This window comes from Enterococcus sp. AZ179 (assembly GCF_050498885.1).
Classification (GTDB): domain Bacteria; phylum Bacillota; class Bacilli; order Lactobacillales; family Enterococcaceae; genus Enterococcus_D; species Enterococcus_D entomosocium.
This window is the reverse complement of record NZ_JBMHEO010000002.1, coordinates 177,559-193,642: the sequence shown is the minus strand read 5'-3', so window position 1 is coordinate 193,642 and position 16,084 is coordinate 177,559. Positions and strand designations below refer to the sequence as shown.

The following is a 16,084-nucleotide window of genomic DNA, read 5'->3' as shown; positions in this document are numbered from 1 at the left end:
TTATTGCGACTTCGTTATAATATCATCTGTTTCATTTTTGGTCAAGTCTTTTTTGAAGTTTTTTCAAACGCTCTTTTGACCCGCTGGCTCAATTGCCAACGTTGAATACTTTATCATTCTAAGAATGAAAGAGCAAGCTTTTTTCTGAAATATTTTCAACTAAGTCGAGATAAACAAAAAAACTACCCAAAATAGGTAGTTTAATCAATATCGATCGTACGAAAACGGACCTGATTTTGATCGTCTCGTTTTAAGGTTGTTTCTTCTTTCAGATAAGAAAACTTCTTCTCATTGATCGCTGGATTCTCAAGCATTTCTTCATAACCCGCAAAAATATCATGGATATATTTTTTATAAGCTTTTTTCTTTTTGATTCTTTTCTTCATTTGGCACCGTCCTTTACGTGCTTATCTTAGCAAGCCGAAAGGATTCTGACAACCATTATCCGCATTTTCATACCAAAAATTCACTTTGACACAACTATTCCATTAATTCAGCCAAGTGACACTAATGGAATAGAATGCTTAGCTTGCGGTCAAACGTTTTTGAAAAGCCAATCGCTCTCCGTTCGGAAAAGGGAATGTTACCACTCCTTTGTATTGATAGCCAGCTGCTTGAATATTCTTTTGCATACCAATATTAGCTTTATACGTATCGATACGTAAATCAACGATTCCTTGCTCTAATGCAACCACTTCAAGAGCTTGCAGCAATTTGGCGCTTAACTTTTGCCCTTTAAAATGAGAACTGACAACGACGCGATGAATGGATAGATATGGACCGTTTCCATCCCACCCTGCGCCGGTAATTGCGTTGTAGACAGGATCTTCACCAGAAACCAGTGCCGCAGACGCTGCGATTTTCCCATCTTTCACTAACACATAGCTTTCACCTTTTGCAATATCTTCTTTGATTTGAGTTTCTTTTGGGCCATAGCCATTTTGCCATTGTGGGGATCCTTGAGCTTTTAAAAAAGCAATGCCTTCTTCAAAAAGCGCCATCAACTCAACCAGATCATCCTCCGTTGTTTTACGAAACTTCTCCATTAAAAACCACCTTTCTTCTATAAAAAGAAGCGGATAGTAAAGCATTCAAAGTCGTTCTTAATCAATCGTTTTTAATTTCCCCTGGAACTCACTGATTGATTGATACCCTTTTTCTTTCATGATCGCTGCTAATTCTTTCGTCAATCGTTCAAAGATCACCGGTCCTTCTTTTTGCAGCTCTGTGCCGATCTGCAACATAGAAGCGCCACATAACAAATGTTCGTACGCATCTTGACCATTACGAATCCCACCAGTACCGATAATTTTGATTTCTGGCTTGAGACGTGTATAGAAAGCCCGCACATTGGCTAATGCCGTTGGTTTCACATATTCGCCTCCCAAACCGCCAAACCCATCTTTTGGTTTGATAACTACTGAGTCAGTAGCAGGATCGATAAATAAAGCATTCCCAATACTATTGATTGAATTGATATAAGTTAACGGATACTTGTTCAATATCTTAGCCATCTCATCAAAGTGAGCCAAATCAAAGTATGGCGGCAATTTGACACCTAAAGGTTTTGTGAAAAAACCAAAGACTGTTTCCAGAATTTGATCGGTCAAAGGAAAATCATAGGCAACTTGGGGTTTTCCTGGCACGTTTGGACAAGAAAGATTTAACTCTGTGATTCCGTCAAAATCACTTTCTTGGATTTTCTTCAATAACTCAATGTTTTCAGCCACGCTCATACCAGCGACAGAGAAAAAGAAGGGCGCTTGCTGGGTCATTTCCTGCTGTTTTTTGATAGCATAGTCTAAGTAGTAGTCCACCCCTAGATTTGGTAATCCCATCGAATTGATGCTTCCTAACGGTAAATCGGTATAACGTGGTTCTGGATTTCCCGCACGTGCTTCTAGCGTTGCACTCTTCGTGACAAATGCCCCAGCTGCTGATGCCGCTAATTCATCTAATTCCTCGATCGTCATACAATGGACTCCTGAGGCGTTCATAAACGGATTTTTGTATGTATATTTCCCAAAATTCGTAGCTAACATTGATTCATTCCTCCAATCTTTTCAACTAGTTTACCGTTTCATTTCTGAAAATGCAACGTTGTCTTTGAGTGGGACAGGTTTTAGAAGGAGCAACCTCTGTAATCAGAGTAGCAAATCAAAAAAACCATATCCATACAGCTTGTTAAAACTTACTGAATAAATATGGTTTTGAAAACAATCGGTTTATATTGTACTCAAATGTTTTTTTAGAGCATGATCATTATTTTATTAAAGCTTTCACTTCTATTTACCGCTAAATCAAATGCTCTTTGAAGATCCTCTAATGGAAAGCGATGGGAAATCATATGACTGACACTCAAGCGTCCGCTTTCTAAAAAGGTGATTGAATCAAACCATTCTTTACCTGGGAAAGGCGCAGAATAACTATTCCAAAAACCCTTAATGGTTAATTCACTGCGAAAGATTTTTTCAAATGCCCGTTGTCTAATCAAAACATCAGAATAAGCGATCCCTTGAAATCCAATTTTCCCGCCTTTTTTTGTCACTAAGAGACATTGCTCTTCGGTTATTTTAGTACCTGCACATTCCATTGCAATATCCACGCCTAAACCATCCGTTATTCGGGAGATCTCTGTTTCAAGATCTTGAAGACTAGGATTAATCGTATCGGTGACACCTAAATCTATTGCTTGTTCCAGTTTCTCTGATTGAATATCAATGCCAATGATCGTTTTCACACCCGCAATTTTTAACCATTGGATCGTCAGCAATCCAATCGTTCCTAACCCAAAAACTGCAACGACATCGCCCACTTTAGGTTCGATTCCATAAACACCATGCGCTGAGACAGCAAGAGGCTCAATCATGGCCGCTTCTTCAAAAGACAACTTAGTCCCTATTTTCACGATATTGCTCGCTGGCACGGAGACGTACTCTGCAAATCCCCCAAACCGTTGCGATCCCATCATGATATAGTCCGTACATAATTGATACTTCCCGATAGCACAGTATGCACAGTTACGACAAGGAATAAACGGGACAACAGCGACCCGATCGTCTTTTTTTAAATGATGAACAGAACGACCAACTTTTACAATAGTCCCAGCCATCTCGTGCCCCATGATCATGGGTAACTTGTATTTCCAGCCTTTACTCATTTTGTGGATATCTGACCCACAGATTCCTGAAGCTTCTACTTTTACAATCACTTCATTCTGATGGCATTGTGGAACATCCATTTCTCGAATCTCAAATTCATTCAGTCCAATTAAGAAACCAGCCCTCATCCACTCTCCTCCAATCTTCATTCATGGGATTCATAGGTAACGTTTGTTTTGTCAGTATAATATTCATAGCCCTGCTGGAGAAGCGCTTGCGAATGTAAATGCACATAAGCATTTGTTTCTAGTCTTTCCAGATAATCATTTGCAAAAGCCAAATTAGTGGCTCCAACAATTACCCCATGTTCTCGCAATAACATTCCATAAGGTAGTTTTTCTTCATTTGTCACCATGTTTTGAGAGTAATCACCAACCAAGTGTGCTAACTTTTCAGTTGTTGCAGGTGCATAATCCAAACAACGGATCGCATCCGGTCCGAGACGAAGGTTTTCACAGACGATGGGCATATCAGTCCCTATACAACTGTAAACCATCAAATTTAATGGATGAGCATGAATCACTGCTTTGATCCGTGGATCTGAGTGATAAAAACTCATATGCATATTGATTTCCCTGGTCAAGCGACCAGTACCTTCGATGAGGGATAGTTTCTTATCTACCAAAAGAATTTGCGCTGCCTCTAATTCCCAAAGATACTGAACAGATGCCAAAGTAGGTGTCATCAAGAAATGATCTTCTGAAACTTTTATAGAGATATTGCCACCAGCAGCATCCGTTAGCTTCCTGTCAAATAAAGATTTGGCAATCTTACATATGAATTTCCTTTCTTCTAAATAATCCATCGGCTTCCTCCTGTCTAAAACGTAAATATTTTTCAATTAATCCATATTTCCCAAGAAACATAATATCTTCAACAATTTCTAAATATTCTTCACTTCTTACAAGAGCGACGAAGAAAACATAAGTCACTTGAAAATAATCCTCAGATCCGTAAGAGATTTTTTGTTTATTCGTCAAGAGGCTAATCGTGCTACGGTGGACATTTCCCCGATTGTTCGCATGAGCTAAAGCAACACCTTCACTTATTACGATATAAGGTCCATTTTGTTTCACATTTTCAACGACTTCTTCTACATAGCTCTGCTCAATACACTCGTTTTGTGTCAACACTTTCCCTGCTAAGCGTAAAGAATGCTCCCAAGAACATTTTTGGTCGATTCTGATAACATGCGAATTTAACAAGTAATCATGCAATTTTCTTTGTGGTTGTTGGACAAATTGATCAAATTTTTCTTCAGTCTCTTCTTCATTAATCGTAAACAAACGGTCAACCGTCTTTACTATATTTTGGATATCTTCTTGAGTCACAAAAGGTGTTATCCTTAAAACATCCTCTTCCAAAAAAGGCAAAGGATCAGCAGTTAAGATTAAACGATTGGCTTTTTGACGGAAGCACATCTTACGATAAGTAGCAAGTGTTAGCACATTCATAATTTTGAACTGCTTGTATCGACTAATTTTCATAGCAATCATTTTCGCTATCGATAAATTTTCACACACGATCCAGATATCGATTTTGCTCATCTTATATTCTTGTCGGGTTAAGGCAGTTGCGATATGAATAGCGATCGTAGTAATAAATGATTCATTGAAGGATCGGGACAGGTAGTTTTCAATGACACCACTATTAGCCCTTACAGCTACGATAATATCCATAAACTGATGCCGCAAAAGACCGATATTTTCAATATCCAAAATAATGTTCTCTTCTTCAATAATTTGTAAGTGATTGTATAGATCAGAAATTAAGTCAAATTCGTACTTTAGAGTCGTCCCTAAATCTTCATCAATTTTATTCAGAAAATAGATGACCAAATTATACAATTCAGCATCCTTCACATTTTTTCGCTTTTTCAAATGACAAAATTCTGCTATTGCCTGTTTGTCTTCGAAAGAGATCGTTCGATCAAATCTTTTTTCAATTTGATCGATGAGTATGCTCAGGTTTTCCGACATAACGACAAATTTGGGAGATTCACCTTGTTCTTTGCGGGGCATATTGATAACGATAAAAATATAGACGAAAAGATCAAACTGCTGATACTTTTCTGCATACTTTAACTCGTTAAAAATGAATCCCAGAAAGTCTAAATACTCCATTGACCCGTCAAATGCCCGAAGGATTTGCATCCCGACATAATTGATGTATCCTTTTGCGTCTATATTTTCTAAAAACAATGTAAACAAATACTCTCTTTTCTCCGATTGATTCATCTTAAGGATAACCGCTTCGCCCCTAAGCGTTTCGATATATTTACTCATGATCACTTCTTGTTTTTTCAACGTATTGATATCGCGGATGATTGTTAATCGACTGACGTAAAACAAATCAGCAAAATGATCCATCGTAAGAACATCTTCTGTTATCAATAAATTGATCAGAAGTAATGTGCGTCTTTCATCAGGATTCAAGGAATAGTCGTAAGGGGACAATTCTAAAACAAGCTGATAAGCTTCTGACAAATCTAGTTCATCAGGAACCTGTAAGTATCCGCTTTCAATTTTCACTTGCGGCATATCGTGAGTATTTAGAAACGAGTTCAAGACTTTGATTTCACTCGTGAACTTCTTTGGCGAGAGATTCAAGTTTTTATAAAGTTGCTCCAATCTAATTTTCGTTATTTTGTTATATAGTAGGAGATAGATGATTTCAGCAGTAATTTTCCTCACAGCACTCCTCCTTAATGAATAGACAAATTCTCTCTTAGAAAATCAACAAGTTTTTCAGGTTCACACTTGCTTAATTGAACAATAAAATTTCGAGATTGGATGCTTAAAATCAATTTTTGAAGAAATTCAATATAGGTATGCTCATCTTTTAGTGCCATGCAAAATACATGTTCGACTGCTAAGTCATCTACTTGCGTATCCATCTGTTTAAAAGTCACAGGCTTTTTTAGTCTTGCGTAACAGACAGAAGATTCTTTCACAGAGAGATCGAAGGTATGCGGAATCGCAACTGGCGGGTCAACTGGCAGACCAGTAGGAAAATGATGTTCGCGTTCGATACAAGACTCGATAAAACTATTCCCGACGAGCCCTTCGTTTAGCAGTTCAAGTCCGCATTGTTTAATCACTTCTATATTGGAGCGCTCATTCAATTCGATTGCTTTAAATTTCATACACTATTTCTCTCCCACTAAGCCATTTATTTTGTCAACAATTCGTTTATTCATTTGGTCAATTACCCAACGATTCGATGAAATAAGCTGATTATAATATTTGCTAAATTGTAGCCCCAGAAACTATCTGTCACAACCCCTTCCACAGGTACACCGGTCGCATTCATCATTTCGGTTGCTTCAGGTGCAAAGGTGTTTGTTCCAATTAGAACGATAACTAAGAAGAAAAAGCCAGTGACAAGCGTTCGAAAAAGATTGCCATTTGATGCTAATGCTAGTAGTGGAATCATATATACGATTACTGTTAAAACACCAACTGGAAAATAATGCATACCAGGGATAATAAATGCTAAGAATATTGCTATCGGAATCAGAATCACTGTCGTTGTGATCGCTGTCGGATCTCCAAGACCAAGAGCAATGTCCATGCCGATATATAATTTTTTCCCTTCGCCAATATGTTTCTTCATAAATTCTTTGGCAGCTTCCCCGATCGCAGTCAAGCCTTCCATCATAACAGAGACCATTTTGGGTATCAGTACTAGCACCGCTGAAACTCCAACCCCCATAGAAATCGCTACCGTAAATTCTTGGCGTGTCAATACGCCTAGAAAAGTTCCAACCAACAAACCGATAACTGCTGGATCTCCAAAAAAACCAATTTTACTTTCGACTTTTTCCAAACTGATATCGATTTTGTTAAGACCAGGAATCAAATCAATCAGTTTATTTACTAATAGTCCAAAAGGATAAGCGAAAGTAATAAATGAAAATGTCGTACAAGTCGTGCCTTCCAGTCCGTAATACGCCTCCCATCTAGGAGCAAACCACTGAGCCACGAATAAAGTGACAATTGATAAGCCAACCGTAACAGTCAAACCTAGCCAAAAACTATCAAACAAGGCATACGCTAATGCTCCAGGAATCAAAAAATGAATATAGTTCCAAATGTCGACATTCATAACCGTTGTCCATTTCAAAAGAATAAACAATACATTTAATCCTACGATCATCAAAATAGCAATCGCTGCAAAAGGTACTGACCACGACGCCGCTCCCACAGCAGCCCAGCCAACATCCATCGTGGTATATCCTGATCCCATTTCCTGATAATAATCGATGGCTGGTTGCAAGGAAGTACCCAGGAGTCCTACAACAAGCCCCAACCCTTGAAAGCCGATGCCGACTAAAAGCCCAGTTTTAAGTGCTTTGCCAATTTTCATCCTAAAGACACAGCTTAAAATAAAAATGACAACGGGTAGCATAACCGATGCCCCCATATCCATGATGTTTTGAATAACTGATAATACAGCTTCCATTTTTATCCCCCTTTAATAATTCGATGGCACTCTTCAACGATTTTCTGCGCGGTCTGCTCTTCGTTGATTCCCGATATCAAACTGAAAACAGGAAGAATCGGTACTTTTACTGGCTTGACATATCGAGTAGTCACCAAGATTAAATCTACTGTTTCTGCTTTTGAGGGAATTTGATTAATATTCCCTTTGGTGATGGAAGCCTGAATGTTGCTCTGAGCTAAGATTTGTTTGACTTTCTCTTGAACAACCGTGGACGTGGCGATCCCACTACCACAAGCAATATAGATCTCAATTTTTTTATTCATTTTCTTTCTCCTCCTTTCCTTACTCTATTTTTGAGATTTCAATAAAGAATGAATTTTATACTCTTCTTCTGGTAGTAAAACGACTTTTAACGCCTTCCCTTCTCTCGTCAATTCGATGGCCTGATTGATGTCAGCTAAAGGCAAAACATGAGAAATAATTTTTTCAGCAGGAAACTGATCAGATAAGGATAAATGGAAAGATTTTTCGACTTGAATACTATTTGCACCATAATGACCATAAATCCAGAGATTGTTATAATGAACTGCATTCGTATCTATAGGCGTTAATTGATTCTTTGCTACACCACCAAAAAAGACGACAATTCCACATTTTTTAGCCATAAAAATACTTTGTTGCTGTGCTTCTATTGATGGATTAGCTGAAATCACTTTATGTGCGCCATGTCCATTCGTATACTCTTTCACCTTTTCTACAGGATCTTCTTTGGAAGAATCGATCCTATGATCTACATTAAACGCTTCCATAAGAGCTAGTCTGTCAGCATTTTTATCAATCACGATTACCTTGCTTGCTCCGCGAATCCTTGCTAGAATCGCTAAAAAGACCCCAATTGGACCTGCACCAATAATGACGACCGAATCGCCTAACGAAACCTGAATATTCTCCATGCATGCATAAGTGGAGGATAAGGGTTCAGCTAATGTTGCCGCGATAGGCTCTCGTCCTTCTGGCACTTCAAAAATCGCTCCTCGTTCTACTCTTGTTGCACTATATGCTATATACTCTGCAAAACCGCCTTGAAGATCGGTGTAACTTTCAGCTTCCGTACAACATTCGTGCTTCCCATTACGACAATTTTCGCAACATAGGCAATGAGCCATAGGGTATACATAAACCATCTGCCCTCTTTGATACTTCGTCACATTTTCATCAATTTCGACGATCTCACCAACGATTTCGTGTCCATAAATATGAGGGTAGCGCCCCGCTTTTGAATCGGTCAGCAAATTGCGAATATCAGAGCCGCACAGACCAACTGCCTTAACCTTCAATAGAAAACCTCCCTCTGGACAGCAGGGTCGCTCTACTTGTTCATAGCGAATATCTCCTGGTCCATACATCAACGCAGCCTTCATTTTTTTCACAAACGTTCAACTCCATTCATTCTTTCTTATTTTACATGTTCATTGTAAGGTGCGTCGGATGTACCTCACAAGTAACACTTTTTGCATTTCAAGTTCTATATTTGTTACTTGAATGAGAAAATGTTTGTGAAAAACCAAGAACGATTTTTCCTTCTTGGAATTATTTTGAAGCCACGTAAAAACAAAAAAACCTCTTAGCAATGAGCCAAGAGGTTTTGGTGAAGCAAACTATTCTATTTATGAGTATTTAAAACTATAGGTAGCTCATCACTTCTTCCATTCGAACGGATGAGTGAACTAAATTGAGCCGTTCCTCGTAGGAAACTTTCCTCGGTCTTGGTTTCAATTATGCGACCTCAGTAAGGAGAAATTCTCAAGTGTTACTCGATGATACTTGCGTTTTCCATTGAAAGCGTACAATTCAAATCATTTCAAATGATAAGACACTTGAATAGGAGTTTTTTAATTGACTGTTCAACTTTTTTTGAAATTGAAAACGAATAAACACATACTATATACATACAAATTTTTACCTATCAAGTGAATTAAACCTTTTTCTTTGATACCTCAATACCCCAGTATCTCCGATGACGTATAATTTGTATTTTCCATACCCTACTTTAAATTCTAATCTTTCGCCACTTGCGATTTCAAATAAAAGATAATAGGTAATGGATTGATTCGTAAAGCCGTTTGCAGCAATATTCGTGCTACTTGTCATTCGTTTGTCAACTAGCGTGGCAAGTATTGACACTTCTGGCGTAGATTGATCCTTTAAGAATTCGACAATATGATATAAGATAACTGCGACGAAAATAAAAGCAAATAAAGTAAACAGAAAATCCACAAAACACACTCCTTTTTGTTTTTATGATCAAGGGAATCAAGCAAATCATTTTTACAACTTAACTATAATTATACATTAATTAAATTAATTAATCTCGAAACTCTAATAAAATATGTTACTTGCTAAATGATTGACCGAAACTGTAACTGGGCTATCGTTTTCATGTATGGATTGTTGCATACAATACATTTGTATATTTGTTAGCCAAGAGTCATTTGAAAGGATGATATCACGTGACCTTTGAAAAAGCATTTCTAGAATCATCCTTTTTCTTTCTACATTGACTCCTTTAGGAAAAACCATCGTATCCCAAAGTCTCTGACTAAATTCAGTTACTTTTATTTAGACATGTTTTCTCGGATGCACCATAAGGTTATCAATGTGGATGAATAAGAATTTAATCTATGCTCTCTTTTTGTCAAAATGATTGAAGGTTTATTGAAAGTATTACTATTTCGGTAAAGTTAAATACTAACTCACTTTCAGTTGTCACATGAATGGAAAATAAGCTGAGCTTTCAGGTTCTAAAATATCTTGTATTCCTTAATGCTTTTAGTAAAAAAGCTTAACTTTTTCACCAAGTAACTGTTTATTTAATAAAGTATTCTAAAAAAAACTCTTCTACCAACTATTTTCAAAGTTAATAAAAGAGTTCTGTGTTTATTTTCTCATTTTGCCAACTGTCCACCACCTAAGAAAACAGCTTGTTCCAACTAGTTAACAAATATGAAACACAATTGTATGATTGAAAATCCTTAACGAATCCCCAAAGCAATCCGTGCATAACGACTCATTTTATCAGTCGTCCATGCGGGATACCAGACTAATTTTACCTCTGGATTTTTGACTTCTGGAATATCGCTTAGTGCTTCGTGTATCGATTCAGTCAATACGTCGGCTAAGGGACAGCCCATTGTTGTTAAGGTCATTTTGATTATGGTATTGCCTGTTTCTGCATCAAATTCGACTTCATAAACTAAGCCTAGATTCACTATATCAATCCCCAACTCAGGGTCAATCACGGTTTCCAAGGCAGCCAAGACACGCTCTTTGATTGCTTCTGCTTCTACTTCAGTATATGCCACGGTTGAAGACCTCCTTTAATTCTTGTTTCAAATAATACCTTCTTTTGCAAGATTTGTAAATGGACGATCCTTGATTATGGACGGCTTTTCTTGTGTATTTTCAGTTCTGGGAAGACCCCCGTCGTTTTAAAGGTCCGTTGTTCATCATCTGTCGCAAAACGACCTGTGATCGATTGGGTCGGCACAAAGTTAATAAACGCATTGCCGTCTGCTTCTAAAACGGCTTGTTCTAAATCGTAGATCTCGTAGCGGGTCACGACCATCATGATCATATTGCCCGGTACGCCTGAATAGCCTCCGACTGAGGGGAACAAAGTCATGCCGCGAAACACATGCTTAGAAATATTTTTCCCAACAGCTTCCGCATTGGTCGTAATAATCATCGCCGTTACCTTTTGATGACTTGTGTGCAGCATGTCCACCACGTAGCTCATTGCGAAAATCGAAATGATCGTGTACAAGGCACTTTCCCAAGAAAAGACGAAACCTGAGACCATGACAATGATGCCGTTTAAAATAAACATATATTTACCGACCGTTTTTCCAGTCGTTTTTGATAATATCAACGAAAGGATATCCATTCCGCCGGTGGTAAAACCCATTTTCAGTGAAAACGCAACGCCGACGCCTAACAGTACGCCACCGAGCAAAGCGTTAACCAAAATATTGTCAGTGATTGCTCCTTGTGGAAGGATTATCGTTAAGACAGAAACGACAACGACATTGATAAAGCTCAATAGTGTCGATGATTTCCCGAGTTTGATGAACCCGAGAACAAAGATAGGCAAGTTTAAGAGGAAAATAAACAGCCCTGTACTAAGGTGAACGCCAAAATGTTCCAAGGCAAGTGCCACGATCAATTGGGCGACCCCGTTCATCCCAGCAGAAAGAACGTTTGCGGGAATCAAAAAGAAATTTAAAGCAATGGCTGCGGTGATACCTGACAGCAAAATAACCCCTATTTTTTTCAATCGTTCTGATTGTTCGTGCTTCGTTAATAACTTACTCACAATGATCTAGCTCCTTCACTAAAAATCTCCTTCCAAAGAATAGCAGTTTGTGTGAAAAAATGAAACAATTATTTGCAAAAATTTACTTTTGATTCCCGCATCGTTCGCCTCCATGTTAAAATCATAGGTAAGAGATGAGAGGAGTGATTGATTTTGGCAAAAGAAGCAAGTTTTGATGTCGTATCTGAGATCAACACGGAAGAAGTGAAAAACGCCATTCAACAGGCGGAAAAAGAATTGAAAAACCGATTTGATTTTAAAGGCTCCACGGTAGAAATCAAGATGACTGAGGGCAAACTGACGATCGTTGGAGATGACGAATTTAAGTTGGAGCAAATCAAAGATGTGCTCTTTGCGAAGCTGATCAAACGGAATGTACCAACGAAAAATATACAATTTGGCGAAACGGAGCATGCCTTGGGAGCAAAAGCTCGTCAAACAGCAGAATTGATCAATGGCATCGATAAAGAAAACGCAAAAAAAATAACGACAGCGATCAAAAACGCCAAGCTAAAAGTTAAAACTCAAATTCAAGACAATCAAATTCGGGTAACCGGCAAAAGTCGTGACGATCTGCAAGAAGTGATCCAATTGTTGCGAAAACTGCCCTTGACGATCGATTTACAGTTTACGAATTACCGCTAATAAAAAAACTAGAACAGAGTCTAACGTGATGGTTAGGCAAAATCGGCTTTACCCGCTGATTTTGCACAACCTCTCCTGAAAGCTCTGCTTCTAGTTTTTTTCTTGCCAAAAATGAGTCAATGCCCTTGATAACTCTTGCGGCCGACGAATGTTTAAGGCATGCTGCCAATGCAGTGGGAAAAGTTCTTGGTAACGCGGTGTCCGAAAACGTTGATCCAGCAATAACACCACGCCGCGATCGCTGACATCCCGGATCACTCGACCGGCTGCTTGCAGGACTTTATTCATCCCGGGCAGCTGATAGGCATACGCAAAGCCAGCTGCCTTTTTCTCATCGTAATATTCCCGAATCAATTCTTGCTCGTGATTGATTTGCGGCAGTCCGACTCCTACCACTGCTGCACCGATCAAGCGATCGCCTTTTAGGTCGATCCCTTCAGAAAAAATTCCTCCAAGGACACAAAATGCCACTAATGTTTTTGGCTGGCTCTCTTGTCCGTCTTGACTTGTTTCTAGCAAGGATGATCGTTGCCGCTCAAGAGATTGAAACTGTGCAAGAAACGCCTCGCGCTCTACTTCGTTCATGGCTGTCCCCTGAATCAAGACCTCCACCTCTGGCGCCTGTTGGGAAAATGCTGCCGCCACATCATCCAAGTAACGATAAGAAGGGAAAAAGACCATATAGTTTCCCGCTTTCGCTGCAGTCATTTGCTGGATTGCATCAACGATTGCAGGAATGCTGGCTTCACGTTGGCGATACGTTGTTTGGATATAGTCTGCAATAAAAATCCCCTGATTTTTCGGATCAAAAGGACTTGGCAGGCGATAGCGCAAAGCTTCATTGCCGCCTCCTAACACCTCTTGATAATAGGACAAAGGAGTAAAGCTCGCAGAAAACAACAGGCTGGCCTTGCCCTTATCTAACACAGATTCCAAAAACGGCGCTGGTTCGATGCAAAATTGCCGTAGTTTGATATCATAGCGGTCGATCTCCACCGTCGTTTCGTAGTGATCATCATAAAATTCACTGATCTTCAAATAATGATTAGCTTCAAAATACACTTGCAGCACTTCTTCTTGCAATTCATGCTCAGGATTTGCCGGCAACCATTCCTTCATCAATTCAGCTACTTTGTAGAGCTGATTGACCATCGTTTCATGGGGAGCTGCTTGATGGTGGTATTCCCACTCTTCCTCTTTTGCTATTTGAGCAATAGCCGCAAATTCTTTGTCAACTTTGTTTAGGGCGCGTTTTAATTTTTGCTGGTCATTGGATAGTTTCTTCTTTAATTCCTTAAATGGCTGCCGGGTAATGGTTGCCGAATACATTTCTTTGGAACGGTTGACTAAGTTATGGGCCTCATCCACTAGAAAGAAATATTCTTCATCCGGCTCCTCAAAAAATCTTCGCAAATAAACGGTGGGATCAAACAAATAATTATAATCACCAATAATGACATCGCAAAAGACACTGACATCCAGTGAAAGCTCGAAGGGACAGACCGTATGTTTCTTTCCGTAGGTCTCGATCACTTCTCGGGTTATTTGGTTCTCGTGATGCAACAGATCCCATAATGCTTCGTTGATTCGATTGTAATAGCCTTGCGCATACGCACAGTGTTCTGGCGTACAGTTTCGTTCATCTAAAAAACAGATTTTGTCTTTGGCGGTAATCGTGACACTTTTGGTTTCACTACCGTTGTCTGCTAACTTGCTCAGTGCATCTTCGGCCACTTGTCTGGTGATCGTCTTCGCCGTCAGATAAAAGACCCGATCAGCCCCTTCTTCCCCTAGCACTTTTAATGCGGGAAACAGCGTTGACATGGTTTTTCCAGTTCCAGTTGGCGCTTCCGCAAAAAGTCGCTTGCCATTTTTTAGTGTTTTATACGCCGCTGCTGCTAACTCTCGCTGCCCTTTGCGAAAGGTTTCAAAGGGAAAAGACAGCAGCTGCAAAGACGTATTGCGGACACGGCGCCAATTCTCTTGAAAAACTAACCATTTATGATATTCCTGAAGTAATTCTTCATAAAAAACAGCTAATTCTGAAAACTGAAATGTTCTTCTCGTACGGGTGGTCAGCTTTTCAGTGGTTTGATAATAAGTCAATTGTACGGCGATTCGATCGATGGGTCTCTTCGGATCATTACCTTCAGCAGTAGGTTCCGCTTCTGGTTTCTCTTGATTTTCACTGTCACTAAGCGCTGCTTGTTCATTTTCTTGTAGTAAAAACAAATAAGCATAAACCATTCCCTGGGCAAAAAACAAATCGATTTGATCTTCAGGGATATCTTCGAACGCTGGTTCTGAAGTTTTGATCTCATCGATCACCCAAGAATTAAGAGTTGCATCAAAAAAGAGACCATCGGCACGTCCTTCGACAGTGATCGAATCTTTCTCAATTTGGCTTTCTCGTTTGAAAAAGACTTCTTTTTGATACGCATCCCCAGCCTCTTTTTGTAGTTGGCGATGGATACGGGCGCCTTCTTGCGCGGTATGATTACTGACTTTGCGGCTATCAATATCGCCTCGGCGCAAAATAAATTCTACGATTTTTCTAACCGCAACTTTTCCTTTATACACGTGTTCACCTTCTCGTTTGCCATTATAGCGGATAGATTACTTTTGGAAAAGCGAACAGAAACAGCTTTTCATCCTCTGCGGAGAGTATCCTATCCAAACAGGTTTTATCACCATGAAAAAACCACTTGCAACAAAACACCTACTCATCAGATAATTGACTTCATTTTTTCTTCCAGAAAATGGGTTTGGCGAAGGATTTACAAAAAAGCCTACTCTACTCACCTAAGCAAGTAAAGCAGGGCTATTTTTTGAAAGATATTTATTGATCGACTTGAATATCATAACTGACACCATTTTGGTCAAAAGCTTGTTGATTATCTAGATCTAAGGTGAACTCAAAGGTCCGTCCATCTGCTTTGATCGTCAAATGCTTCCCTTCAACCGTGTATGATGCATCTTGATAGGTGATCTCATAAATTTGATAAGGGTCGTTGGACAACTGTACCTCTGAATGGGAAAAATGACGCTGAAAATCACTTTCGATTTGTCCTTCATACAAGGCAACATCACTAGAGCTGGCTGAACTATCTTCTAAATCTGCCATCGGCAAATACTGCTTAACGATCGTCAACTCATTCTCATGAAAATCATAAACCCCTTGGCTTTGCGGAAAGATGACACTCTCATCTTGGATCAGCATCAAATCAAGGTCGCCATTTTCAACCGTTTTTGAGGCGGAAGTAACAGTTTCAGAAACTTCTTTCGAATCGTTGATGGTTAGCTCCTCTTGGCCACAGCTCACTAAAGCGAGCGCGGCGAAGCATAGAGTGAAAAAAAATTGCAGGGATTTTTTCATAAAAAACACCTTCTTACAAAAAGTTGAGGTATACCAATCAAAACTAACGCAAGATACAGATCACACACTTTCCTCGAAGTTGGT

At 39.2% G+C, this 16,084-nt stretch carries 16 protein-coding genes; 1 reads left to right on the top strand and 15 read right to left on the bottom strand.

Features of this window, described 5'->3' with window-relative positions; translation table 11 throughout:
• Nucleotides 1-200: 200 nt before the first annotated feature.
• The 13 genes from IGI88_RS17625 to IGI88_RS17565 form a co-directional block, all read right to left on the bottom strand.
• Nucleotides 201-386 carry a hypothetical protein gene (locus tag IGI88_RS17625; RefSeq protein WP_429947568.1) on the bottom strand — a complete coding sequence of 62 codons (186 nt, stop codon included), beginning with the start codon at nucleotides 384-386 and terminating at the stop codon, nucleotides 201-203.
• 138 nt (nucleotides 387-524) lie between these two features.
• Nucleotides 525-1,046: a GNAT family N-acetyltransferase gene (locus tag IGI88_RS17620; protein WP_429960830.1), complete on the bottom strand. Its 522-nt coding sequence runs from the start codon at nucleotides 1,044-1,046 to the stop codon at nucleotides 525-527.
• A gap of 57 nt (nucleotides 1,047-1,103) precedes the next feature.
• Nucleotides 1,104-2,042 (bottom strand): dihydroorotate oxidase, encoded by a 939-nt coding sequence (locus IGI88_RS17615; protein WP_008381338.1) that lies wholly within the window; start codon nucleotides 2,040-2,042, stop codon nucleotides 1,104-1,106.
• Nucleotides 2,043-2,248: 206 nt separating this feature from the next.
• Nucleotides 2,249-3,289: a galactitol-1-phosphate 5-dehydrogenase gene (locus tag IGI88_RS17610; RefSeq protein WP_008381339.1), complete on the bottom strand. Its 1,041-nt coding sequence runs from the start codon at nucleotides 3,287-3,289 to the stop codon at nucleotides 2,249-2,251.
• Nucleotides 3,290-3,306: 17 nt separating this feature from the next.
• Nucleotides 3,307-3,966: a class II aldolase/adducin family protein gene (locus IGI88_RS17605; protein ID WP_008381340.1), complete on the bottom strand. Its 660-nt coding sequence runs from the start codon at nucleotides 3,964-3,966 to the stop codon at nucleotides 3,307-3,309.
• Entirely contained in the window at nucleotides 3,932-5,854 is a 1,923-nt protein-coding gene (locus tag IGI88_RS17600; protein ID WP_429960831.1) for a BglG family transcription antiterminator, read from the bottom strand. The genes IGI88_RS17605 and IGI88_RS17600 overlap by 35 nt, the downstream gene beginning before the upstream one ends.
• Before the next feature lie 11 nt (nucleotides 5,855-5,865).
• Nucleotides 5,866-6,306 (bottom strand): PTS sugar transporter subunit IIA, encoded by a 441-nt coding sequence (locus IGI88_RS17595; protein WP_008381342.1) that lies wholly within the window; start codon nucleotides 6,304-6,306, stop codon nucleotides 5,866-5,868.
• A 62-nt stretch (nucleotides 6,307-6,368) separates the two neighbouring features.
• A complete protein-coding gene (locus IGI88_RS17590; protein ID WP_005236230.1) occupies nucleotides 6,369-7,625 on the bottom strand; it encodes a PTS transporter subunit IIC in 1,257 nt (418 codons plus the stop codon).
• Between the two features lie 2 nt (nucleotides 7,626-7,627).
• Nucleotides 7,628-7,930: a PTS sugar transporter subunit IIB gene (locus tag IGI88_RS17585; RefSeq protein ID WP_005236235.1), complete on the bottom strand. Its 303-nt coding sequence runs from the start codon at nucleotides 7,928-7,930 to the stop codon at nucleotides 7,628-7,630.
• Nucleotides 7,931-7,954: 24 nt separating this feature from the next.
• Nucleotides 7,955-9,028, bottom strand: a complete 1,074-nt coding sequence (locus tag IGI88_RS17580; RefSeq protein WP_429960859.1) for an alcohol dehydrogenase catalytic domain-containing protein — start codon at nucleotides 9,026-9,028, stop codon at nucleotides 7,955-7,957.
• A gap of 538 nt (nucleotides 9,029-9,566) precedes the next feature.
• Nucleotides 9,567-9,884 carry a DUF2500 domain-containing protein gene (locus IGI88_RS17575; protein ID WP_005236239.1) on the bottom strand — a complete coding sequence of 106 codons (318 nt, stop codon included), beginning with the start codon at nucleotides 9,882-9,884 and terminating at the stop codon, nucleotides 9,567-9,569.
• 755 nt (nucleotides 9,885-10,639) lie between these two features.
• On the bottom strand, nucleotides 10,640-10,969 hold the full coding sequence (locus IGI88_RS17570) for a metal-sulfur cluster assembly factor (RefSeq protein ID WP_008381344.1): 330 nt from the start codon (nucleotides 10,967-10,969) through the stop codon (nucleotides 10,640-10,642).
• Between the two features lie 74 nt (nucleotides 10,970-11,043).
• A complete protein-coding gene (locus tag IGI88_RS17565) occupies nucleotides 11,044-11,979 on the bottom strand; it encodes a YitT family protein (protein ID WP_005236241.1) in 936 nt (311 codons plus the stop codon).
• A 153-nt stretch (nucleotides 11,980-12,132) separates the two neighbouring features.
• Between IGI88_RS17565 and IGI88_RS17560 the strand changes: the two genes are divergently transcribed.
• Nucleotides 12,133-12,624: a YajQ family cyclic di-GMP-binding protein gene (locus IGI88_RS17560; RefSeq protein ID WP_005230187.1), complete on the top strand. Its 492-nt coding sequence runs from the start codon at nucleotides 12,133-12,135 to the stop codon at nucleotides 12,622-12,624.
• Between the two features lie 90 nt (nucleotides 12,625-12,714).
• On the opposite strand, the gene IGI88_RS17555 is transcribed toward IGI88_RS17560, so the two are convergent.
• Both IGI88_RS17555 and IGI88_RS17550 read right to left on the bottom strand, forming a co-directional pair.
• Complete coding sequence (locus IGI88_RS17555; protein ID WP_301389371.1) at nucleotides 12,715-15,204, bottom strand: ATP-dependent DNA helicase; 2,490 nt, start codon at nucleotides 15,202-15,204, stop codon at nucleotides 12,715-12,717.
• A gap of 259 nt (nucleotides 15,205-15,463) precedes the next feature.
• Nucleotides 15,464-16,000, bottom strand: coding sequence for a hypothetical protein (locus IGI88_RS17550; RefSeq protein ID WP_016613385.1), 537 nt, complete (start codon nucleotides 15,998-16,000; stop codon nucleotides 15,464-15,466).
• Between the last annotated feature and the right edge of the window lie 84 nt (nucleotides 16,001-16,084).

Excerpts from the sequence above, each read along its gene's own strand:
- IGI88_RS17620 (WP_429960830.1), bottom strand. The coding sequence starts at position 1,046 with ATGGAGAAGTTTCGTAAAACAACGGAGGATGATCTGGTTGAGTTGATG.
- IGI88_RS17625 (WP_429947568.1), bottom strand. The coding sequence starts at position 386 with ATGAAGAAAAGAATCAAAAAGAAAAAAGCTTATAAAAAATATATCCAT.
- IGI88_RS17550 (WP_016613385.1), bottom strand. The coding sequence starts at position 16,000 with ATGAAAAAATCCCTGCAATTTTTTTTCACTCTATGCTTCGCCGCGCTC.
- IGI88_RS17615 (WP_008381338.1), bottom strand. The coding sequence starts at position 2,042 with ATGTTAGCTACGAATTTTGGGAAATATACATACAAAAATCCGTTTATG.
- IGI88_RS17605 (WP_008381340.1), bottom strand. The coding sequence starts at position 3,966 with ATGGATTATTTAGAAGAAAGGAAATTCATATGTAAGATTGCCAAATCT.
- IGI88_RS17580 (WP_429960859.1), bottom strand. The coding sequence starts at position 9,028 with ATGAAGGCTGCGTTGATGTATGGACCAGGAGATATTCGCTATGAACAA.
- IGI88_RS17595 (WP_008381342.1), bottom strand. The coding sequence starts at position 6,306 with ATGAAATTTAAAGCAATCGAATTGAATGAGCGCTCCAATATAGAAGTG.
- IGI88_RS17585 (WP_005236235.1), bottom strand. The coding sequence starts at position 7,930 with ATGAATAAAAAAATTGAGATCTATATTGCTTGTGGTAGTGGGATCGCC.
- IGI88_RS17610 (WP_008381339.1), bottom strand. The coding sequence starts at position 3,289 with ATGAGGGCTGGTTTCTTAATTGGACTGAATGAATTTGAGATTCGAGAA.
- IGI88_RS17590 (WP_005236230.1), bottom strand. The coding sequence starts at position 7,625 with ATGGAAGCTGTATTATCAGTTATTCAAAACATCATGGATATGGGGGCA.